The sequence below is a fragment of the Nannocystis bainbridge genome, assembly GCF_028368995.1.
GTDB classification, from domain to species: domain Bacteria; phylum Myxococcota_A; class Polyangia; order Nannocystales; family Nannocystaceae; genus Nannocystis; species Nannocystis bainbridge.
This window is the reverse complement of the sequence record NZ_JAQNDL010000001.1, coordinates 4,175,815-4,195,468: the sequence shown is the minus strand read 5'-3', so window position 1 is coordinate 4,195,468 and position 19,654 is coordinate 4,175,815. Positions and strand designations below refer to the sequence as shown.

17 protein-coding genes are annotated in these 19,654 nt (G+C 72.0%); 6 read left to right on the top strand and 11 right to left on the bottom strand.

The window, feature by feature from the left end:
- Nucleotides 1-163: 163 nt before the first annotated feature.
- Nucleotides 164-1,069 (bottom strand): HDIG domain-containing metalloprotein, encoded by a 906-nt coding sequence (locus POL25_RS16400; protein ID WP_272086970.1) that lies wholly within the window; start codon nucleotides 1,067-1,069, stop codon nucleotides 164-166.
- Nucleotides 1,070-1,276: 207 nt separating this feature from the next.
- Between POL25_RS16400 and POL25_RS16395 the strand changes: the two genes are divergently transcribed.
- The 3 genes from POL25_RS16395 (at nucleotide 1,277) to POL25_RS16385 (ending at nucleotide 3,168) form a co-directional block, all read left to right on the top strand.
- Nucleotides 1,277-1,981: a RomY N-terminal domain-containing regulatory protein gene (locus tag POL25_RS16395; protein ID WP_272086969.1), complete on the top strand. Its 705-nt coding sequence runs from the start codon at nucleotides 1,277-1,279 to the stop codon at nucleotides 1,979-1,981.
- Nucleotides 1,982-2,011: 30 nt separating this feature from the next.
- Nucleotides 2,012-2,314 (top strand): glutaredoxin domain-containing protein, encoded by a 303-nt coding sequence (locus POL25_RS16390; RefSeq protein ID WP_272086968.1) that lies wholly within the window; start codon nucleotides 2,012-2,014, stop codon nucleotides 2,312-2,314.
- A 107-nt stretch (nucleotides 2,315-2,421) separates the two neighbouring features.
- Nucleotides 2,422-3,168: an MYXO-CTERM sorting domain-containing protein gene (locus POL25_RS16385; RefSeq protein WP_272086967.1), complete on the top strand. Its 747-nt coding sequence runs from the start codon at nucleotides 2,422-2,424 to the stop codon at nucleotides 3,166-3,168.
- A 190-nt stretch (nucleotides 3,169-3,358) separates the two neighbouring features.
- On the opposite strand, the gene POL25_RS16380 is transcribed toward POL25_RS16385, so the two are convergent.
- Nucleotides 3,359-4,300, bottom strand: coding sequence for an AraC family transcriptional regulator (locus POL25_RS16380; RefSeq protein WP_272086966.1), 942 nt, complete (start codon nucleotides 4,298-4,300; stop codon nucleotides 3,359-3,361).
- A 123-nt stretch (nucleotides 4,301-4,423) separates the two neighbouring features.
- Here POL25_RS16380 and POL25_RS16375 point away from each other — a divergent pair, with 123 nt between their 5' ends.
- Nucleotides 4,424-4,798, top strand: a complete 375-nt coding sequence (locus POL25_RS16375) for a nuclear transport factor 2 family protein (protein WP_272086965.1) — start codon at nucleotides 4,424-4,426, stop codon at nucleotides 4,796-4,798.
- Nucleotides 4,799-4,848: 50 nt separating this feature from the next.
- Here the strand turns inward: POL25_RS16375 and POL25_RS16370 are convergent, their stop codons facing one another.
- The 3 genes from POL25_RS16370 to POL25_RS44355 all read right to left on the bottom strand — a co-directional run bounded on the left by POL25_RS16370 (nucleotide 4,849) and on the right by POL25_RS44355 (nucleotide 7,704).
- On the bottom strand, nucleotides 4,849-5,418 hold the full coding sequence (locus POL25_RS16370) for a TlpA family protein disulfide reductase (protein WP_272086964.1): 570 nt from the start codon (nucleotides 5,416-5,418) through the stop codon (nucleotides 4,849-4,851).
- Nucleotides 5,419-5,428: 10 nt separating this feature from the next.
- Nucleotides 5,429-6,487, bottom strand: a complete 1,059-nt coding sequence (locus POL25_RS16365; protein WP_272086963.1) for a type I asparaginase — start codon at nucleotides 6,485-6,487, stop codon at nucleotides 5,429-5,431.
- Between the two features lie 206 nt (nucleotides 6,488-6,693).
- Nucleotides 6,694-7,704 carry a helix-turn-helix transcriptional regulator gene (locus POL25_RS44355; RefSeq protein ID WP_272086962.1) on the bottom strand — a complete coding sequence of 337 codons (1,011 nt, stop codon included), beginning with the start codon at nucleotides 7,702-7,704 and terminating at the stop codon, nucleotides 6,694-6,696.
- A 459-nt stretch (nucleotides 7,705-8,163) separates the two neighbouring features.
- Between POL25_RS44355 and POL25_RS16355 the strand changes: the two genes are divergently transcribed.
- Nucleotides 8,164-9,510, top strand: coding sequence for an ABC1 kinase family protein (locus POL25_RS16355; RefSeq protein WP_272086961.1), 1,347 nt, complete (start codon nucleotides 8,164-8,166; stop codon nucleotides 9,508-9,510).
- 106 nt (nucleotides 9,511-9,616) lie between these two features.
- On the opposite strand, the gene POL25_RS16350 is transcribed toward POL25_RS16355, so the two are convergent.
- The 6 genes from POL25_RS16350 to POL25_RS16325 all read right to left on the bottom strand — a co-directional run bounded on the left by POL25_RS16350 (nucleotide 9,617) and on the right by POL25_RS16325 (nucleotide 18,338).
- A complete protein-coding gene (locus POL25_RS16350) occupies nucleotides 9,617-11,023 on the bottom strand; it encodes a glycosyltransferase (protein ID WP_272086960.1) in 1,407 nt (468 codons plus the stop codon).
- Nucleotides 11,024-11,372: 349 nt separating this feature from the next.
- Nucleotides 11,373-12,533, bottom strand: coding sequence for a mannose-1-phosphate guanylyltransferase (locus POL25_RS16345; RefSeq protein WP_272086959.1), 1,161 nt, complete (start codon nucleotides 12,531-12,533; stop codon nucleotides 11,373-11,375).
- A gap of 176 nt (nucleotides 12,534-12,709) precedes the next feature.
- Nucleotides 12,710-15,382: an efflux RND transporter permease subunit gene (locus POL25_RS16340; protein WP_272086958.1), complete on the bottom strand. Its 2,673-nt coding sequence runs from the start codon at nucleotides 15,380-15,382 to the stop codon at nucleotides 12,710-12,712.
- Nucleotides 15,383-15,393: 11 nt separating this feature from the next.
- Nucleotides 15,394-16,383 (bottom strand): glycosyltransferase family protein, encoded by a 990-nt coding sequence (locus tag POL25_RS16335; RefSeq protein ID WP_272086957.1) that lies wholly within the window; start codon nucleotides 16,381-16,383, stop codon nucleotides 15,394-15,396.
- A gap of 3 nt (nucleotides 16,384-16,386) precedes the next feature.
- Nucleotides 16,387-17,139, bottom strand: a complete 753-nt coding sequence (locus POL25_RS16330; RefSeq protein ID WP_272086956.1) for a DUF2334 domain-containing protein — start codon at nucleotides 17,137-17,139, stop codon at nucleotides 16,387-16,389.
- A 35-nt stretch (nucleotides 17,140-17,174) separates the two neighbouring features.
- A complete protein-coding gene (locus POL25_RS16325) occupies nucleotides 17,175-18,338 on the bottom strand; it encodes a glycosyltransferase (RefSeq protein ID WP_272086955.1) in 1,164 nt (387 codons plus the stop codon).
- Nucleotides 18,339-18,723: 385 nt separating this feature from the next.
- Here POL25_RS16325 and POL25_RS16320 point away from each other — a divergent pair, with 385 nt between their 5' ends.
- The gene (locus POL25_RS16320; RefSeq protein ID WP_272086954.1) at nucleotides 18,724-19,638 is read left to right on the top strand and encodes an alpha/beta fold hydrolase; all 915 of its coding nucleotides are present in this window, start codon (nucleotides 18,724-18,726) and stop codon (nucleotides 19,636-19,638) included.
- Nucleotides 19,639-19,654 lie beyond the last annotated feature (16 nt).

Sequence of the window (19,654 nt, the reverse complement as noted above, 5' to 3'; positions counted from 1 at the left end):
CCGCCCGTGAGAACGAAGCTGTCCTGCGGGACAGCTCGCCAGCGGCCCTGTGATGCTGTCCCGAAGGACAGCCGGCCCCGCGAGCTCGCTCAGTCCTGCGATGCTGTCCCGAAGGACAGCCGGCACTGCGCGCCCAGCAGCCTGTGCTGCCCCGAAGGACAGCCTACGTTGCCGGCCCCGCGAGCTCGGTCAGCAGCCCGCGCTCGCGTACGATCTGCACATAGTACTCGGCGGCCTGTCCGGCCTCGATCTCGCCGGCCTCGCACATCGCCGACAGCCGGTTGCGCAGCAGGCCGATGATCTTGCCGGGGGCCAGGCCGAGCTCGCGGATCAGCACGTCGCCCACGCCCGAGGGCAGCGGGGGCACGCGGGCGTCGAGGGCCGCGATCTCGCGGATCCTTCGACTCAGCTCGCTGATGGAGAACAGGCAGCGCTGGCGCTTGCCGGGCCGCTTGCTGGTCACGTCGGCGCGCGACAGGTCGAGCAGGTCGGTCAGCAGCGGGCCCATCTCGTGGGCGAAGCGCCGCACCGCCGCGTCGGTCCAGCCGTCGTCGTACTGGCCCGGACGCAGGTGATGCAGGATGAGCAGCTCGACTTGCTCGCGCAGCTCGGGCGGGAAGCCGATCCGGCGAGCCGGGCCGCGGCGGAACATGCGAACGCCCTCCTCCGCGTGGCCGTGGAAGGTGACCTTGCCCGGGCCGACGAAGCGGCGCGTCGTGACCTTGCCGATGTCGTGCAGCACCGCGGCCCAGCGCACGGCCGGGCGCGGCACCGACTGGCGCACCACCGCCTTCGTGTGCTCCCAGACATCCTTGTGCCGGCGCCCGCCCTCCTGCGAGAACGCGACCGTCGCGTCGAGCTCGGGCAGCAGGTGGACCAGCAGTCCGGCGTCGCGGAGCCACTGCATCGCAACCTCTGGGTGGCGGCCGCAGAACGCCTCGCTGAGGCGCTCGAACACCTCGCGTGGCTCGAGCGCCGCCACTTTTTCGGCGCACGCGGCGACCTGCGCGGTGAGCGCTGGTTCGGGGATCTCCCCCGTTTGACCGGCCTGGACGGCCGGTGCGAGCAAATCGGCAGGGGAGGAGGGGAGCTGAACGACGGCTGCAGACACGGGACTTCGCGGCCCGACGATGTCGGGTGCCGCAGCATAGCAGGAGCCCTCGCCGCCGTAGTTGCGGGACATTTATGGGAATGGCTCGCCCGCAAAGTACAGTTGGGCTTGCGGTGCGCGTAAAACGCCGGCAACCTAGTCCGGCACGCTCCCGCGAGCAGCACCATGGCGGCCAACCAGTCCCCCCAGCTCGGTTACAACCATAACATCCCGCACCGGGGGCGGCTCTATCACGTGCAAACCGAGGATTCGGGGCTCCAGAAGGCCCACATCTTCACGCACGTGTTTTACGACGGCACCATCATCGCCTCCAACAAGGTCGACTACCGCGACAAGTTGGAGAGCGAGAACCTCGACGCCGTGATCGTCGCGGCGATGCAGGACTCGCACAAGTCGATGATCCGCCAGCTGCGCAGCGGGTCGTTCGACGAGCGGATCGTCAAGTACATCGGCGCCCACCCCGAGGCCTCCAACAAGCCCGAGGTCGCGGCCCCGGTGGTGCAGGAGAAGGCCCCGGCCAAGCGCCCCGATCGCCGGCCGCCGCCCGAGCCGCGCGAGGTCGTGCCCCAGGGTCCGCCGCTGGCCGCGGGTGAGCCCGGCCCGACCCTCGATCCCACGCTCGGCCACGTCGTGTTCACCGCCCCCGAGGCGCAAGCGCAGGTGGCCGCGTCCGCCGCGGGTCAGGGTCCGCCGCGTCCGAGCCGCGGGCCGAGCCGTGTCGGTCGGCGCCCGATCGGCGGCATCGGCGGGCAGGGCGTCACCGCCGGCACGCCCATCGCTCAGCGGCGCGACGTCATCGTCGGCAAGTTTGCCAGCGAGCACCAGCACAAGCTCGACGACGAGATCCTCGCCCTGCTCGCCGAGGACTGATTCTCTGCTACACCCTCGGCGAGAACCGCCATGGGAGTCGCCGGGGCCATCACTGAGTTCAAGACGCCGGACCAAGTCGGCGTCGATGTCGTGTTGTACGTGACCGATACGTGCGGGTACTGCCGCATGGCCGAGTCCTTGCTGAGGCGGCGCGATATCGCGTTCGTCGCCGTCGATGTGTCCGACCTGCCCGAGGCGCGGGGCTGGCTGATCGAGAGCACCGGCCGGCGCACGGTGCCGCAGATCTTCATCAAGAATCAGAGCATCGGCGGCTTCACGGAGCTGGCGGCGATGGATCGCAGCGGCGCCCTGGCGACGGCCCTGGCCGGCTGAGCGCGCGGGTTTTGCACGTGCTTTCGCTCCGGCGCGCGGGGCAGGGGCCGGAATCTTGGGGTTCATAGTCCCCGTCGCGGGCTGTGCTACCCTGCGAGCCGACCGCCATGACCAAGACACCGCGCAACTACCTCCTTCGACGCTTGACGCTCCCCTCGGCGTTCGCGCTGGCCGCGCTCAGCAGCACCGTGGCTTACGCGGGCGAGGTGAAGGTCGGCGCCACACCGATCGAGATCGACGGCACCGGCAAGATCACCGCCAAGGGCAAGTCGGCCGTCGTCGACACGCTCGACGAAGTCCCCGGCGAGGATCGCTGGATCGCCTACGTCCACGCCAAGCTCGAGAACCCGGCCCCCGGCCCGCTCTACGTCGAGTTCTTCCAGGAGCTCGACGGCAACAGATCGTCCGTCTGGCGCCACGACGAGAACGACTTCGCCGGCGACAAGTGGTTCTACGGCGAGCTCGAGCTCGACGGCCGCAAGGGCTTCAACAAGAACCGCACCTACGACATCAAGGTCACGCAGGTCAACGCCAAGGGCAAGGAGCTCACGCTCGCCTCCGGCAAGATCAAGCTGATCAAGAGCGGCAAGAAGCCCGAGGCGCCCAAGGAGGACGAGAGCGCCGAGGACAAGGCCGCGGCCGAGCAGGACGCGCACGACTCCCTCGGCGGCGGTGACGGCAACGACGGCAGCGGCGGCGGCGGCTCCTCCTCCACCCCTGACTCCGCCAACGAAGGCCCGCCCCCGGTCGAGAAGAAGAAGGGCTGCTCCGTCGACGCCGACGGCAACGCCTGGAACGGCGCGATGGTCCTCATGGCCCTCGGCGCCGGCTTCATCCTCCGCCGCCGCCGCTAGGCCGCGCGCACGGACCTGAACCGAGGGCACCCTGGCCCTCGGGACAGGTCCGTCGGAGCGTCACAGGAACAGCGAGCGACCTGGCCCTCGGGTCAGGTCCTGGTAGCTCGCCGTCGTAGATCCTGCGGGCGATGAAAGTCGGTCGATGTGCTTCAGGACATGTTCTTTGCGACATGTCCTGAGGGCCTTTTCACGAGGTCGGCGCGCGGCGGAAAGCGCCCGGGCCGACGCCGACGTGGCGCTTGAAGGCCTTGCTGAAGGCGGCCTCCGAGGCGTAGCCGACCTGTTCGGCGATCTGCGCCAGCGACGGGTCCGCGTCGCGTAGCAGGGTCATCGCCCGGGCGACCCGGCAGCGCGTCAGGTAGCGCGCGGGGGACTCGCCGACCAAGATGCCGAAGCGCTCGGTGAACACGGTGCGCGACAGACCGACCCTGGCCGCGATGCTCGTCACTGTCCACGGTCGGGCGCACTCACGATGGAGCAGCGCCACCGCGGCGCCGATCTGCGGATCGCGCAACGCGTCGAGCCAGCCAGGCGGGGCGCTCGTCGGCGCCTGAAAGTGGGCCCGCACGGCCTGCACGAACAGGATGTCGAGCAGTCGATCGAGCAGCAGCCGCCGGCCCGGGTTGTCGGTGTGGACCTCGTGCTCGAGCAGCACTAGAGTCGCGCGCAGCCAGGCCGTGTGCGGGTCGGGGGGACCGTCGTGCGCTCGCACCAGCAGCACCGGTGGCAACGCGTCGAGCAGGGCCCGCGCGCTCTCGTCGTCGAAGAAGAACGCGCCGCACAGCAGCGTCGTCACGGGCCCGTCGCCGCCGTGCGAGAGCCGGCCTTCGGAATCCACCGGCGACACCGCGAGCAGCTCCTCGAGCGTCGGCGTCGGCGAGCCCGGGCCGTCGTTTACCGTGTAGGGGTTGCCGCCGGGGACGATCGCCAGATCGCCGGGACCCAGGCTCAACGGCTCCGCGACGCCCTTCAGCTCGAGCCGCGCGCAGCCGTCGACCACCATATTGAAACTGGCCGGGCTGCGACCTTCGACGCGGAAGCCCCACGGCGCGCGCATCGTCGACTGACAGAAGAGGCGGCTGCGCAGGCGCACGGCCTTCAACACGTCGCTGAGCGGATCGATCGTCATGACCGCGAGGCGTCAGTTTGCCCGAGTCGGCGGCGGGAGGGCGACGAACGGACAGGGATCGCGGACGAACGAGCATGGCGCGGGCCGGGCGGCGACGGCAACCTTCGCGGCATGAACAGTGAAATGAAGGCGACGAAGAGCGCGAAGGAGATCGTGATCGAGTTCGAGGCCGCGTGGCTGCTCGGCGACTACGCGACGGTGCGGCGGCTGCTGGCCGACGAGGTGACCTTCGCCGGCCCGTTCGAGGCGGTGCACGACGCCGACGCCTACGTCGCTTCTCTGGAGCGGGCCGGCGAGCGTCTCGAGCGCATGGAGATCCGGAAGATCTTCGCCGCCGACGATGACGTGGCCGTCTTCTGCGACCTGGTGATGAAGGCGCCGCTCCCGACAAGCTTCGTCGCCCGCTGGTACACCGTCGAGGATGGCAAGATCCGCGCGGCCCGGGTCGTGTTCGACGGGCGGCCGTTCGCCTCCGCCGCACCGCCAGCGCGCTCCTGAATCTCCGGCCCAGGCATCGGGCCGGCCAGCGGAGGTCGACGTTTGCCCCGCTAGGTCGCGCTCTTCGGCCGCGTATCGGCCAGCCAGTGCGCCAGCGTCGGCTCGATCTTCGCAGCCTCGAGGCGCTCGATCGCCTGCTTCATCTCCTCGCTCGAATTGCCCTCGGCGTCGAGCAGCATCAGCAGCGGGTACGAGCCGGTCTGACCGACCCAGCGGCGGCGCAGCTCGTTGAACTCGTCCATCCGGGCCGCCGCGCTCCAGTCCTCCTCCTTGAGCTCGAGGAACCGGACATCGCCGATCTCCGCGGCCGGGTGGCGGTTGCCGAGCTCCTGCTCGAGCTCGCGGCAGGGCTCGCACCAGTCGGCGCTGAACAGCACGGCCACGCGCTTGCCGTCGGCCAGCGCCTGGGCGCGCAGGCGCTCGAACATGGCGGCGAGCGTCTCCTCGTCGCGCGGCCGCAGGCGCCGCAGGTCGTAGCCGACCGGCGCGTCAGCGGCGGACGCGGCGGGCTTGGCGGCGGGCTTCGCCGGGGCGGCCGGGGCGGCCGGTGGCGAGCTGCACCCGGAGACATGTGCGAAAAGACATGTGCAAACGGACAGGCTCAGGAACAGATCGCGCATCGTCGCACCTTTACGAGACGGAGCCGCTCGCGGGGTCCGGCGTCAGCTCGCCGGCGAGGTCTTGCTGCATGCGCGAGCGGACGGTCGCCGGCGGCAGGCCGGCGGCGAGCAGGCAGTAGAGCTTGGTGAGGGCCGCCTCGGGGGTCATGTCGAAGCCGGACAGCACGCCGGCGCGGGCCAGCGCGGCGCCGGTGCTGTAGGTGGTCTGGCGGACCGAGCCGCCGTGGCACTGCGAGCAGTTGACGATCACCGCCTCGCGCGGCGGCGCGGCGGCGCGGGCGATCGTCGAGAGCAGCGCCTGGTCGCGGCTCGGCGCGTTGCCGACCCCGTAGGTCTCGAGCACGAGGCCCTCGAGCGGGGGCTCGAGCAGCTTGGCCATCATCGCCGCGCCGATGCCAGGGAACAGGCGCACGGCGGCGACCTCGGGCCGGCGCACGAGGGGGATCATCGTCAGGCCGGCGGCGCCGGCAGAACCTGGCTTTCGGACCAGGTGACGGGCGACCTCGATGCCGACGCCGAGGGTGGCGAGCGGGGGCAGGTTGCCGCTGTCGAAGGCGACGAAGTCGAGGTTGTGGACCTTCTGCGCCCGGTTGCCGCGGAGGAGGCGCGAGGCGAAGTAGATGCACACTTCGGGGATCTCGCAGGTGCCGGCGAGCAAGAGGGCGGTGATGATGTGCTCGCGGCCGTCGCTGCGGACGTGGGTGAGGCTGAGCTGCGAGCCGGTGAGGATGACGGGCTTGGCCAGGCCGGGCAGCAAGAAGCTCAGCGCCGAGGCGGTGTAGGCCATCGTGTCGGTGCCGTGGACCACGACGAAGCCGGTGTAGTCGGCGTAGCGAGCGGCGATGGCCTCGGCGATGCGGACCCAGTCGTCGGGCGCCATGTCGGCCGAGTCGAGCAGCGGCTCGAGCGAGATGACGTCGAAGGCCGGCAGCTCCGAGCGCTGCAGCTCGGGCATCGCGGCCATGTACTCGCCGAGGAAGCCCGGCTGCGGCGCGTAACCGGTCTCGGTGCGGACCATGCCGATGGTGCCGCCGACGTGAAGGACGCAGACTCGCGGGCGCGTGCGCACGCGCGGATGATAGCAAAAGGAGGCGAGGACCCACGCGACGACCTGCGCCGCGTAGGTCCCCGCCTGGGCCCGAGGTCACCAAGACTTCAAGCCCGTAAGGCCAGCACCGGCCCCGGGGCGATGAAGTCACCCACCCAGTTCGTCCCCCGTCGACCTCGAGGAGGAGCTTGCCACGGGCGCTTGATCCGCGGCAGACAACGCGGCGCTCACGCCTGCGCGATATGCAAGCGGTCGAGGAAGGCGCGCGCGTCGCTGACGACCTCTTCGCGCAGCTCGGCCGGCTCGATCGACTCGAGGCCGTCGACGATCGTGAACAGCCGCCGCGCGAACTCGCGGCACGAGTGGTACGGCACCTTGCGCTCGAGCAGCTCGCCAGGCTCGATCCACTTGTCCTCCTGGCCGGGGTCCCACACGAGGTTGGCGATCCACCGGGCCACGCCGCCGCGCACGCGCAAGGTGGCGACGCCGGGGCGGTCGCTGTCGATGCCGTAGCCCGGCTCCGAACCACCCCACAGGTTGTTCTTGGTCGGCACGGCCTCGCGCGGGGTCTGACCCGGGAGCACGCGCGCGTGGACGATCTGCGCGACCCGGAAGCTGCGCGCGTCGCCGGTCGTCCGCGAGAACGCGCGCATGTACATCACGCCGTCGTGGAGCCGCAGCTGCCACGGCTCGACGTCATGGGTCTTGCGCGTGCCCGACCACGGGCTGTCGTACTCGATGCGGACCACGCCGGAGCCGACGGCCTGCAGCAGCTTCGACACCAGGCGCGAGTCGACCCGCGTGCCGGTGGTCATCGTCGCGGTCACGCTCTTCGGCCGCACCTTGGACGCGCTCTTCTGCGTCTCCTCGATCGCGGCGTCCATCTGCTCGACCAGCCGCTTGACGCGGGCGTTGAGCTCGGCGTCGGCGACCGGCTGCAGCAGCGCCGAAGCGAACACGACCGCAGCGAGATCCTCGGGGTCGGGGTCGGTCAGCGGCAGCGTGAACTTGTCGTCGAGCAGCTTCCACACCTTGCTCGCGTGCACGAACTCGAGCGGCGCGTCCCACTCCTCGCGCATGTACTTGAGCGCCCGCTGCACCGTCACGCCGGCCACGCCGGCCTTGGTGGACAGCGTCTCCTTGGTGGCGCCCTCGCCGTTCTCCCGCAGGTAGCGGAGGATGAAGCGCGCGGTCTCCTGGACGGTCCTCGACGAGTCTGGCTTCGCTTCGCGGGTCACGGTCGGCTCCGTCGCTCATCCTACAGGCTCGCGGGGCCGGGCGGCGCGGGCCGCTCGCAAGGCCCGTGGCGGCCCCGCGAGGCCCCGGGCCCGGGCCCCGGCGGCGGTCCCGCCCGGTTTCGCCGCCACCGACCGATCCCCGCAGCGTTCCAGGCGCCGCGTCGCGGGCCGCCCCGGGTCGCGGCCGCGAGCCAGCGCACACCGGGACGAGGGTAATCACTCCCTGGCCGCGAGCTCGCGGGGCCGGGCCCGGAGGTGCCCGTAGGAACATGTCCCACGGGACATGTGACGCGCTGGCGTCGAGCATGTCCCGAAGGACAGCTGCGTCAGCTCCGCCGGTCGCGGGCGAGTCACGCTCCGGCGGCGACGGGGCCTCGCGGCCGAGGAGCTGCGACGCGCGGGCGCGTGGGCTTGCGCGAGCCCGGGCGGGCGGGCAGAGTCAGGACGGAGCGAGCGGCGATGAACGAGGGCCCGGTCACCAAGGGGAGGCGCTTCTTCAAGCTCGCCGGCATGACCGCACAGGTCGCGGGCAGCTACGCGAAGACGCGGATCAAGGGGATGTTCCAGTCGGACGAGGACGCCGAGCGCGACCGCAACGCCGCCCACGAGCTCAACGGCGGGCGCATCGCCCGGACCCTCGGCGAGCTCAAGGGCGCGGTGATGAAGGTCGGGCAGATGGCGTCGATCGCCGGTGACCTGTTGCCGAAGGAGCTGTCCGAGGCGCTGCGCTCGCTGCAGCGGGAGGCGCCGCCGGTCGACTTCGCGGTGATCGCCCGCCAGATCGAGAGCGAGCTCGGCGCGGCGCCGGAGGTGCTGTTCAGGCGCTTCGAGGTCGAGCCGTTCGCGGCGGCCTCGATCGGCCAGGTCCACCGCGCGACCACCGACGACGGCCGCGAGGTCGTGGTCAAGGTGCAGTACCCGGGCGTCGACGGCGCCGTCGACTCCGACCTGGCGCAGCTCAAGTTCGCCCTCAAGGCCGGCGGCTTCGTCAAGCGCGCGGCCGGCCTCGCCGACGTCAAGCAGCAGAGCCTGGACGATGTGTTCGCCGAGATCCGCGCCCGCCTGGTCGAGGAGCTCGACTACTGCAACGAGGCCGACAACGTCCGCCGCTTCGGCGAGATCCACCGCGGCGACGACCACGTGATCGTGCCCGAGGTGGTCGGCGAGCGCTCGTCGCAGCGGGTGCTGACCCTGACCTTCGAGCCAGGGGACCGCATCGAGGAGCTCGACGCCCGCGGCTACTCGCAGGCGGTGCGCGACCGGATCGGCGAGAACCTGTTCGGCGCGCTGGCGGCCCAGCTGTTCGAGCACCGGCTGATCCACGCCGATCCCAACCCCGGCAACCTGGCGTTCCGCCCGAACGGCGACGTCGTGCTCTACGACTTCGGCTGCGTGAAGCAGGTCCCGCCCGAGATCGCCGCGGCCTACGCCAGGACGATCCGCTGCGGGATCGCCGAGGACTGGGACGGCGTCGACGAGGCCCTGCGCGCGCTCGGGGTGCGCAACCCCGACGGGCCGCCGGTCGAGCCGGCCTTTTACAAGCAGTGGCGCGACATCCTGGCGCTGCCGTTCCTCACCGGCGAGCCGTTCGACTACGCCCGCGCGACCCTGCACGACGACGTGATCCGCATGATCCCGGCCGCCCTCAAGCGCATGGCGTCGTTCCAGCCGCCGCGCGAGATCATCTTCGTCGACCGGGCGATCGCCGGGCACTACGGCAACCTCCGCCGTGTCCGCGCCCGCGGGCACGTGCTAGGGCTGATCCAGCCCTACCTCGACATCGCTCTGGCCCACGCGCAGGGCTGAGCGGCGGGCTCCGGGGACATGTCGAATCGGACATGTCCCCGGGATCATGCCCTAATGAACATGTCCTCGAGGTTCGCCGCGCGGGCGCGTCGGCCGGCCGCGCGAGCTAGCTCCACGCCGGCTGCTCGCCGCCGTTGCGGTTGAGCAGGGCGGGCGGGCGCAGGGCGCTGAGGCCGACGACGGCCCCGTGGACGGCGAGCCAGCGGGAGATCAGCCGCGGCGTGTTCAGGCCCTGGGTCCGGCGCTCGGCGGCGGTGCTGCGGCAGTGCTCGCGGGCGGCCTCGAAGGCGGCGTAGTAGCGGGCGATGCTGCGGTCCGGGTCGGCGCGCTCGCGGGCGTGCCGGGCTGCCTCTTCGGACATGCCCCGAAGGGCAGCCTCGTCGCGCAGCAGGGCGACCACGCGGGCGCCGAACTCGGCGTCGGCGGCGTCGGCGTCGGGCCCGGGCTCGACGAGCCAGCCGTCGCGGCCGTCGCGGATCTGCTGCGACACGCCCATGCCGTCGGCGAACGCCACCGCCGCGAGCCCGCACCACATCGCCTCGCTGACGACCTGGCCGTAGGTCTCGGACAGCGATGTGTAGACGAACAGGTCGGCGTGCCGGTAGTAGTTCGGGACCTCGGTGACGGGCACCTCGCCGACGAACTGCGCGCGGCCCCCGAGTCCGAGGCGCTCGGCGAGGGCGCGGAAGGCGTCGTGGTCGGGGCCGTCGCCGACGAGGGTCAGCGTCGCCTGCGGGCACGCGGGGGCGACGTGGCGGGCGAACAGCTTGAGCAGCCGCTCGACGCCCTTCTCGCGCGAGTGACGACAGACCACGAGGAGCCGCTGACCGGCGGGCGCGCTGGCGGGGAACGGGTCGTCGCCGACCGGGGCGTCGAAGATGTGCGGGGCGACGGCCCGCGGGATCACGTGGATCGGCACGGTCACGCCGCGCTCCCGCCAGTAGTCGACGAGGCCCTCGGCGAGGACGATGAGGCCGTCGCCGAGGTTGTAGACCTCGGCGGAGTGATGCTCGAGCCACGGCATCAAGCGGTCCTGGAACAGGCCGTTGATGGTCCGGTTCTTGCGCATGCGATCGGACAGGACCACGCCGTAGACGCTCGGCAGGTGCAGGGTGTTGACGCACAGCAGCGGCACGTCGTGCTTGAACCGCAGCCACACGCCGAGGTCGCACAGATCGTGGTTGCTCTGGCTGAGCACGAAGTCGAATTTGGCCGCGGCCGCGGCCCGGAAGCTGCGCGCCGAGGGGAACGGCATGTACACCCCCGGGTGATTGCGCAGCGGCAGCGAGGGCAGCAAGATCCGCCGCGGCGGCAGCTGGTCGGGCCGCGCGTGCGGGTCGTTCGGGCCGATGACGGTGACCTCCTGCCCGCGCGCGGCGAACTCGCGCCGCAGCATCTGCGAGGCGAACGAGGAGCCGTTGGCGTAGGGGACCCGCGCGTAGTCGTTGAGGATGGCCACACGCTGCAGCCACGGCGGCGGCGTGGCGCGAGTGCTGGGCTCGGTGCTCGTCACGTGCGGCGAGTATGATCGAAGCGCCAGGCCCGGCCCAGGCGCGCCGGTGTGCGAGGCCTCGCGCGGCATGGCGGCAGAGACGGGCCGAGCGGAGGGTCTGCGGCGATCCGTCGCGGGATGTGGATCGCCGACGTGGTGGGCGCTGACAGGAGGCTATCGCCTGTCGGCTCGGGATGGTCGTGTCGTTCAGGACAGCAGGGGCGCCGCTCCGCGGAGGGCTGTCTCTCGGGACATCTCAGGGAGGGTTCTGGACCTCACATGTCCCTCAGGACAGCAGGGGCGTCGCTCGGGAGAAGCTGACTGTCCCGCGAGACAGCCAATCATCGAATAAGCTGTCCTTCGGGACAGCTCAGTCTTCGGGCTTGTCGCGCGGCTGGGCGGCGTGTCGGGCGGCGGCCTCGGCGGCGGCGCGGACCTCCTGGGCGCGCTCGAGCGGGCACACGAGGATCCGTCCACCGGCGGAGATCACCGCGATGCCGTCGAGGCCGACGATCGCCACGTCGGCGCCGTCGGTCCACACCAGGCCGTCGTGGCCGTCGACCACGTGGACGGCTGCGCCGTTCTCGGCGTGCACGGCGAAGCCGTCGGCGTCGCGCGGCAGGGCCTCGCGGATGGCCGCCCACGAGCCGAGGTCGGTCCACGCGACATCACTGGCGGCGACCCGCAGGTCGGCGAGCTGCTCGAGGATCGCCACGTCGATCGAGGCCGGCTGGATCGACGCATAGGCGGCGGCGGTGCGCGTGCGGGCCAGCTCGGCCTCGCCCTCGCGCAGGGCGGCGATCACCGGCGCGAACGCCTGCCACAGCGTCGGCGCGTGGCGCTGGTACTCGGCGAGCAGGCGACCGATGGGCGTGATGCACACGCCGGCGTTCCACAGGAACCGGCCGCTGGCCAGGAACTCGCGCGCGCGGGCGAGGTTCGGCTTCTCGACGAAGCGCACCGCCGAGTAGAGGGTCAGCGTGGCGCAGGCGGTGTCGCACGGCGAGGTCTGCGGCACGCGGTCGCGCTCGATGTAGCCGTAGCCGGTCTCGGGCCGCGTCGGCGTGACGCCGAGCACGACCACGTCGCGGGTCTCCGCCGCGCAGTCGCAGGCGCGCGCGAGCAGGTCGGCGAAGCGGTCCTCATCGCCGACGTGATGGTCGGACGGCAGCACCATCAGCGCGGTCTCGTCGATCTGTGCTTCGGACCAGCCGCGCGCGCGCAGCCGCTCGACGATGTGCACCAGCGACAGCGCCACGCATGGCGCGGTGCTGCGCGGGCACGGCTCTTCGATCACCTGCTCGGGCCCGAGCTGCGGCGCCGCGGCGCGGACGGCGGCGGTCAGGCCGTGGGTGGTGACGAGGAAGGTGCAGTCGGCGCCCGCGACCGCCGCCGCGCGATCGACCGCGGCCGCGAGCAGGCTCTGTCGCCTGTCGTCGCGCAGGGCCATGAACTGCTTGGGCCGCTCCGGGGTCGAGGCGGGCCAGAGCCGCGAGCCGCCGCCGCCGGCCATCACGAGGGCGATCCGCATGCTGCCCTCAATGTAGCGGCTTTGCCCCACAGCGGGCCAGTGTGCGCGCTTGCGCGCGCGACCAAATCATGCAGCGCTTCGCGCGGACGCGCGGCCGGTGCGGCGGCGGCCGGCGGGACGGCGGGGCGCGGCGCCGGGCGGTCATCTGGCGTTTGGGACATGTCGAAAGGGACCTCTCATTCGCCGCGCCGGACCCGCGACCACTCGCCGAGGCGCAGGCAAGCGGGCACGAGCGTGAGCGACGCGAGCAGGCAGAAGGTCATGCCGACGACGGCGGTCCAGCCGAGCGAGCGCACGCCGATGTGGTCGACGAACAGCATGCTCGAGAAGCCGATGACGGTGGTGACGGTGGTGAGGGCCACGGCGCCGCCGGTCTCGCGCATGGTGTGCGCCAGCCGGCCGGGGCCCTCCTCGCGGAAGCGGTGGATGATGTGCAGCGAGTCGTCCTGGCCCATGCCGACGAGCAGCGGCAACGCGACCAGGTTGAACAGGTTGAGCGTCCAGCCCATCGCCACGAACACCCCGGCCAGCCAGCCGAGCGCCGAGCCGACGGTCGCGAGCACGATCGCCGCGTGGGCGACGCTGCGGAACATCACCAGCGCGGTGACGGTCAGCACGCCGAACACGGCGGTCATCACCAGCGGGCCGTCGCCGCGGATGGCGTCGACGACCTCGGGCACGACGAAGTGCGAGCCGACCGCGGGCGCGGGGCCCAGCGGCGTCTCGATGGTGTCGAAGGCGTCGTGGATCCGCTTGGCGTGGGCGTACTCGGACTTGGGCCCGCGCTGCCAGCAGGCGACGAACCGCCCGAGCTCGCCGTGCATGTCGGTGAACTGGACCTTGACCCACTGCGGCAGGTCTTCCGGGCCGATCGGCGCGTCGACCTGCAGGTAGCGCTCCCACGACTTCAACTTCTCGAGCTCGGCGGCGGAGAACGAGCCGCGCTTGTTGTCAATGCGCGTGCGGATGTCGCGGATGATCTCGAGCTTCTCGGCCTGCAGCTCGGGCACGAAGGTGTAGATCGACAGCACGCTGCTCAGCAGGTCGTCCATCTCGCGCAGGCGCTCGGGCGGGTACTGCTTCAGCTGCTCGCGCACCGCAGGGTCGACCGTGCCGTGGGCGCGCGCGAGCTCGGCGAGGCGGACGAACTTCGCATCGTCGGGCTCGATTGCTTCGTCGTCCTCGTCGTCCTCGTCCGCGGCGGGCTTCGGCGCCGGCGCGGGCTTCGGCTCGGGCTTCGGCTTGCGCGGGGTGTCGGCGTACGGCTCCAGGCCCGTGATCTCGGCGATCTGCTCCGGCTCGAGGTCGAGGATCGCTTGCAGCTGGCGGTTGACGGCCTCGGTGTGGGCGAGGTTGTCGGTCAGCACGATCGTCGGGTCGCTCGACTGCGTGCGGCCGACGGCGTCGCGGTACTGGTTGGCCCGCTGCTGCTCCTCGGGGCTGGTGCGGTCGGGCGGACCCAGCTTGCTGAGGTTGTATTCGAAGCCGATCTGCGGCAGCAGGGTGACGCCGTAGACGCCGCCGCCGAGGCACACCAAAACTGTCCCGAGAGCCAGCCAGGGGAACCGGCGTGGGATGTACCGGGCGCCCGGGGCCGTGCTGGCCGTCGGCGCCGGCACGCGCCAGGGGACCACGCGGTCGAGCACCAGCACCAGCGCGGGCAGGACCACCAGCGCGGCGACAAAGGCGATCATGATGCCGAGGCTGCCGATCACCCCGAACTGCGAGAAGCCGCGGAACTCGGCCAGGACCAGGAACAGGAACGCGAACGCGGTGCTCATCGCGCCGCCGGCGGTCGAGACGCCGGTGGTGGCGATGGTGGTCGAGATCGCCTGGAGCTGATCGAGGCCGCGGCGCCGCTCGTCGCGGTAACGCGAGAGGATGTGGGTGCCGAAGTCGATGCCGAGGCCGAGCGTGACGGCGAAGATGAAGGCGCTGACGAGGTTGAGCTCGCGGTAGAAGACCCAGCCGATCGCCAGCGTCGTGACCACGGCGACCAGCAGCGGCACGAGCACCAGCGGCACCGCCCGCAGGCCGCGGAAGTAGATCGCCACCACCAGCAGGAGCAGGCCGAACGCGAACGCGGTGCCGGAGATGATGTCGCGCTCGAGGCTGCTGGCCTGAGCGGTGTGCTCGGCGTAGCTGCCGTCGATCGTGACCTCGATGTCGGGGTGGTAGCGCCTGGGTTCGAGGCCGTCGATCGCGGCCTTGAGCTCGCGCGAGAGCCCGCGCGCGAACGAGATGTCGGTGTTGGCCCGGGTCGGCCGCGCGCGCACGACGACCAGCCGGCCCTCGTCGCGCTCGAAGTACTCCGAGGGTTCACTGTCGAGGCCGTAGCGCTCGCGCAGGGCCTTCTCGTCGAGGTCGAGATCGTCGTCGCCGGCGCCCGCGGCCCGATCCTCGGGGAACATGCTGAGCTCGCGGCGGACGCGGGTCTGGATCGCGTCGATGACCCGCTGCCGCAGGTCGAGCAGGTCCTGCAGCCCGGCGTAGAACAGCAGGTGATCGCGGAAGAACGCGGGGTCGCGGCGGAACAGGACGTAGCGGATGTCGTCGCGCCCGGCGAGGTCGTCGGCGATCGCGGCCCCGAGCGCGAGGTTGGCCTCGCGCGAGGGGCCGCGGATCGTGACGTAGAGGTCGGACTGATTGCCGAGCCGATCGCTGACGGCGTCGAGGCGCGTGACGCTGGGCGCGTCGTCGGGCAGCAGCGCGCGCAGCTCCTGGTCGATGCCGAGCCGACGCGTGCCGAAGTAACCGAGCACGCCGAGGATCAGCGCGATGACGACGATCGCCAGCGGGCGGCGCACGACGAGCGCGGCGAGGCCGGTGGCGCGGGGCAGGTCGGACATGCGCGTGGGCCTTATACCAGGAGCGCCGCGACGGCGCTGACGACCACCTCGGACACCGGCGGCATGGCGGTCATGAGGTCGGGCGCGGCGAACTCACCGCCGCGCACCCGGGTCAAAAACTCACCGACGTCCCGCGCCCGCAGGTCCTCGAAGCTGCGCCCGAGCGCGACGCCGGCGTGCTCGGCGAGCCGGGCGTTGAGGGCCTGCTCGGCGTCGCCGCGGTGGTGCAGCGCCAGGGCCGGCTTGCGCAGCATGACGCACTCGGCCAGCACGTTGCTGCCGGCCGAGGTGATGACGCCGTCGCAGCGCCGCAGGTGGTCGGCGAAGCCGGCGCGGTCCGAGCGATGAAACCGCAAGCCGGGCAGCTGCGGGTCGCGCTCGCCGAAGCAGACGATATCGGCGCCAGCGGCGAGGGCGAGGGCGAGGGCGTCGCGGCCGTTGTCGTCGCGGAAGTAGGCCAGCAAGAAGCCCTCGCGCGTGACGGGCCCGCGCAGGTCGTCGCGCAGGTCGGGCCGGGCGACGGCGACGCGCGAATCGGTGGCCACGAACGGCAGGAAATGGACGGCGACGAGGCGGCCGCCCAGCGCCAGCGGGGCGTTGTTGAGCCGCTCGTACAGCCGCATCCACGCGGGCGGGCGGATCGGCAGGCGGCCGTGGGTGAGGGCGAGGCCGTGATCGACGGCGACGCTGCCGATCCGGCGCCGGCGCGCGACCACGAGGCTGGGCTGATCGCCGTCGCTGACGATGCACTCCGGCGCCGCGGCGGCGAACCGCTCGGCGTCGCTCGCCAGCCGCCGCAACCACCCCGTCGCGGCGCCGAGGCCGGGCCGGACGATCGGGATGGATGTCACTTCGGACATGTCCTTGAGGGCATGTTCCGCGTCGCCGCCGGCGAACACGTGGAGGGCGTGACCGGCGTCGCGCAGGGCGTGGGCGCAGGCGACGGCCCGGCTGGCGTGACCGCGACCGCGGCCGTGCACGACGAGGCTGATCCGGGCCATGGCTCAGGCCTCGACGAGGGCGCGCGCGGGCACGACGGCGTCGCCGACGGCCCAGCGGAGGAGGTCGTGGATCTCCTTGCGCAGCACGGCGTGGCGCATGTCGGCCGGGTGGATCGCCACGCGCGTGGGTAAAAATCGCCGGGCCGGACGGGCGAGCCGGCAATAAAGGAGGCTCGACCACAGCCGCGCCGGCGTGCGGCTGGCGTAGTTGAGGACCAGGCTGGCGCGCCGGGTGCCCGTGGCCGGGTCGTACACGTGCAGGTGGTCTTCGGTGTAGCGGTAGCCGCGTTCGCGCAGGACGGCGTGCATCCACGGCGGCATCGACCAGGCGGGGGCGATGAAGCCGTCGAGCTGCTCGAGGCCGGCGCGGCGCAGCACGGCCTCGCCGTCGTCGAGGCGGCGACGCGCCTCGGCCTCGCCCACGTCGCTGAACTCGGCCTCGCCGCCCGACACGACCTTCTGGGCCCACAGCCGCCGCAGCCCGCGAGGCGCCGCGTGACCGGTCGCAGCCGCGGTGCGCGGACCGGCGCCGGTCAGGTGGTAGTAGCCGTGGAGGAAGATCTCGTGGCCCGCGGCCTGCCACCCGCGCAGGCGCTCGGCGTAGTCGGGGTGGTCGTCGAGCGGCCAGGCGCCGTGATAATTCGGGATGACCAAAAGGCCAGGCTTGATGCCGACCTCGGCGCACGCATGCAAGGCAGCGTCGACCTCCGCGGCCCAGGCGGGGGTGACGTCGTGGATCGATACGTGGACCGGCACGCGCGGATGCTGTCACGCCGGGCGGGCGCTCGCAATCAACGCGCGAGCAGCTCGCGGTAGCGGCCGAACAGGGCGTCGAAGTGATCGACGACGCTGGGGACCCGGCGGGCCGCCGTGGCGGCGCGGGCCCGCAGCTCGGCCGGGTCGACGGCCAGCAGCGCCTCCGCGGCGGCCACGCAGGCGTCCACGTCTCCGGCGGAGTACTGCGCCGCGCTCTCGGGGGGCGCCTGCTCGGACGCGCCGCCGGCGTCGGGCACCACCACCGGCAGGCCGCTGGCGATCGCCTCGGCGACCCCGAGGCCGAAGGTCTCGAACGGGCAGCCGTGGAGCAGCAGGTCGCCGCTGGCGAGCGTCACCGCCAGGCGGTCGCGGTCGCGCTCGAACCCGAGGACGCGGACGTCGGCGCGCTCGCCGAGCCTGTCCTTGAAGACATGTCTCTCGGGACCGTCGCCGAACACCGCCAGCACCGCCCCGGGGTGGCGCTCGGCGAGCCGGGCGTAGGCGTCGACGACCACGTCCCAGCGCTTCTCGACGGCGAACCTGCCGATGGCGACGATCAGCGGCCCCGCGCGCCCGGCCAGCAGCTCCTGGCGGCGGGCCTCGCTGCGCCGCTCGGGGGCGAAGCGCCCGGGCTCGATGCCGAACGGGATGTGCTCGACGCGGGCGACGCCGTGCTGCTCGAGCTTGTGCCGCTGCCAGCGCGAGCCGACGACGGTCATGGCGCAGGCGTCGGCGATCCGGCGCACGTGGGCCCACAGCGGCTCGACGACGCGATCTGCGGCCCGCGCGGCGCGGCCGCGGAACAGCAGCGCGAGGCGCCGCTCGAGCCCGCCGCGCAGGTAGGTGTCGATGAAGTCGGAGTGCCAGACGAAGGTGCGCACGCCGAACTCGCCCGGCCGCAGCCCCAGCGCCGCGATCGCGGCGACGTACGGCGAGTGGATCTCGAGCACGTCGGGCCGCTCGGCCCGCAGCATCCGCCGGGCCGCGCCGATCCGCCACAGCAGGTGATAGGTCGGGTCGTACGGCAGCGAGGGGCCGGGGATGTAGCGCACGCCCGGGTCGGCGGCGTGGCGCGGACCAGGCGCGAAGACCAGGTGCTCGTGCCCGCGACGCGCGGCCGCGGCGGCCTTCTCCGTCAGGTGCGTGCGCACCCCGCCGCCGCGCTGGGAGTAGAACTCGGTCACGTCGACGAGCTTCATGCCGCGGGCGCCGGTTCTACGCGGGCGGCGACGAGGCCGTCAAGCAGTCCCGGAGGACATGTCCGAAGAGACATCTCGAAGGCGAGGGCCGACCGGCGCCTCTGCGCTCGCGGCTGCTCCTCGTCGGCGCGATCTTCGAGGCGGGACGACCGCCTCTCGGTCCTGGCGACGCGGGCGGCCCCTGCGCGGCGGTCGCGAGCGCGCTCGCCGATCCATGGTTCATCTGTCCTCGGGGACAGATCACAGGCCGTTGCGTCGGGGTCGGGCGGAGCGCGACCGCCTGCGCGCGTGCGCAGGGGGGTGCGCAGCCGGTCCTGTGATCCCCAGCACGGTCTGAATGCGCCGCTTTGTGGAATTTCCCCGGGGTCTGAAGTCTCCTGAACACATGCTGACCCTGCCCGAGCGACTCGCCCGCCGTGTCCTCAACGTCTCCGGCCTGAAGAGCCGCCAGGTGGCCACCGGCGCTGGCGACATTCACGTGCTGGACGGGGCGGGCAGCGGCGGTCTGCCGCCGATCGTCGTGCTGCACGGGCTCGCCGCCCACGCGGTGTGTTACGCCGGGCTGCTCAAGCGCTTCCAGCCGCACGTCCGCCGGGTCGTCGCCCCCGACATGCCGGGCCACGGCTTCTCGGCGCCGCTGCGGTCGGGCGACGCGCCCACGGTGCTGCTCGACGCGGTGGTCGAGACGCTCGACAAGGTCCTCGACCAGCCGGCGATCATCCTCGGCAACTCGATGGGCGGCCTGGTGGCGATCCGCTACGCGCTCGCCCGTCCGCACATGGTCCGCGGTCTGGCGCTGGTCTCGCCCGGCGGCGCGCCGCTGCCCCCGGCCCAGCACGCGGCGTTCCTCGACCGCTTCCGCATCGACTCCTACGGCCAGGCGCTCGAATTCGTCGACGACGTGTTCGCCAAGGTGCCGCCCCTCATGCGTCACCCGATCGCGCACAACCTCCGCCGGCGCTTCAACCATCCCCAGCTGCGCCAGCTGCTCGGAGAGATCTCCCCCTCCGTGCTGCTCACGCCAGCCGAGCTGGCGAGCCTCCACATGCCCGTGCTCTTCGTGTGGGGGCGCGAGGAGCGGATCTTGCCGCGCGCGCACTACCGCTTCTTCGCCCAGAACCTGCCCGCGCACGCCGAAATGGCCGAATTCACCGATTTCGGACACATCGGGTTCATGGAGCAACCGACGGCGTTGACCGAACGTGTGCTTGATTTCGCGCGGCGCTTGCCTGCGCAGGATGTTTCACAGCGCGGCTCGACGTGTGCCGCAGGTCATGACACTTTTCGAGCATCCGCCTAGCAAGACCATACCCGCT

What these genes read in the sequence shown, in the direction of transcription:
- POL25_RS16320 (WP_272086954.1), top strand. Translation starts at nt 18,724, where the DNA reads ATGCTGACCCTGCCCGAGCGACTCGCCCGCCGTGTCCTCAACGTCTCC.
- POL25_RS16345 (WP_272086959.1), bottom strand. Translation starts at nt 12,533, where the DNA reads ATGCGGATCGCCCTCGTGATGGCCGGCGGCGGCGGCTCGCGGCTCTGG.
- POL25_RS16375 (WP_272086965.1), top strand. Translation starts at nt 4,424, where the DNA reads ATGAAGGCGACGAAGAGCGCGAAGGAGATCGTGATCGAGTTCGAGGCC.
- POL25_RS16385 (WP_272086967.1), top strand. Translation starts at nt 2,422, where the DNA reads ATGACCAAGACACCGCGCAACTACCTCCTTCGACGCTTGACGCTCCCC.
- POL25_RS16370 (WP_272086964.1), bottom strand. Translation starts at nt 5,418, where the DNA reads ATGCGCGATCTGTTCCTGAGCCTGTCCGTTTGCACATGTCTTTTCGCA.
- POL25_RS16395 (WP_272086969.1), top strand. Translation starts at nt 1,277, where the DNA reads ATGGCGGCCAACCAGTCCCCCCAGCTCGGTTACAACCATAACATCCCG.
- POL25_RS16335 (WP_272086957.1), bottom strand. Translation starts at nt 16,383, where the DNA reads ATGGCCCGGATCAGCCTCGTCGTGCACGGCCGCGGTCGCGGTCACGCC.
- POL25_RS16390 (WP_272086968.1), top strand. Translation starts at nt 2,012, where the DNA reads ATGGGAGTCGCCGGGGCCATCACTGAGTTCAAGACGCCGGACCAAGTC.
- POL25_RS16325 (WP_272086955.1), bottom strand. Translation starts at nt 18,338, where the DNA reads ATGAAGCTCGTCGACGTGACCGAGTTCTACTCCCAGCGCGGCGGCGGG.
- POL25_RS16340 (WP_272086958.1), bottom strand. Translation starts at nt 15,382, where the DNA reads ATGTCCGACCTGCCCCGCGCCACCGGCCTCGCCGCGCTCGTCGTGCGC.
- POL25_RS16355 (WP_272086961.1), top strand. Translation starts at nt 8,164, where the DNA reads ATGAACGAGGGCCCGGTCACCAAGGGGAGGCGCTTCTTCAAGCTCGCC.
- POL25_RS16380 (WP_272086966.1), bottom strand. Translation starts at nt 4,300, where the DNA reads ATGACGATCGATCCGCTCAGCGACGTGTTGAAGGCCGTGCGCCTGCGC.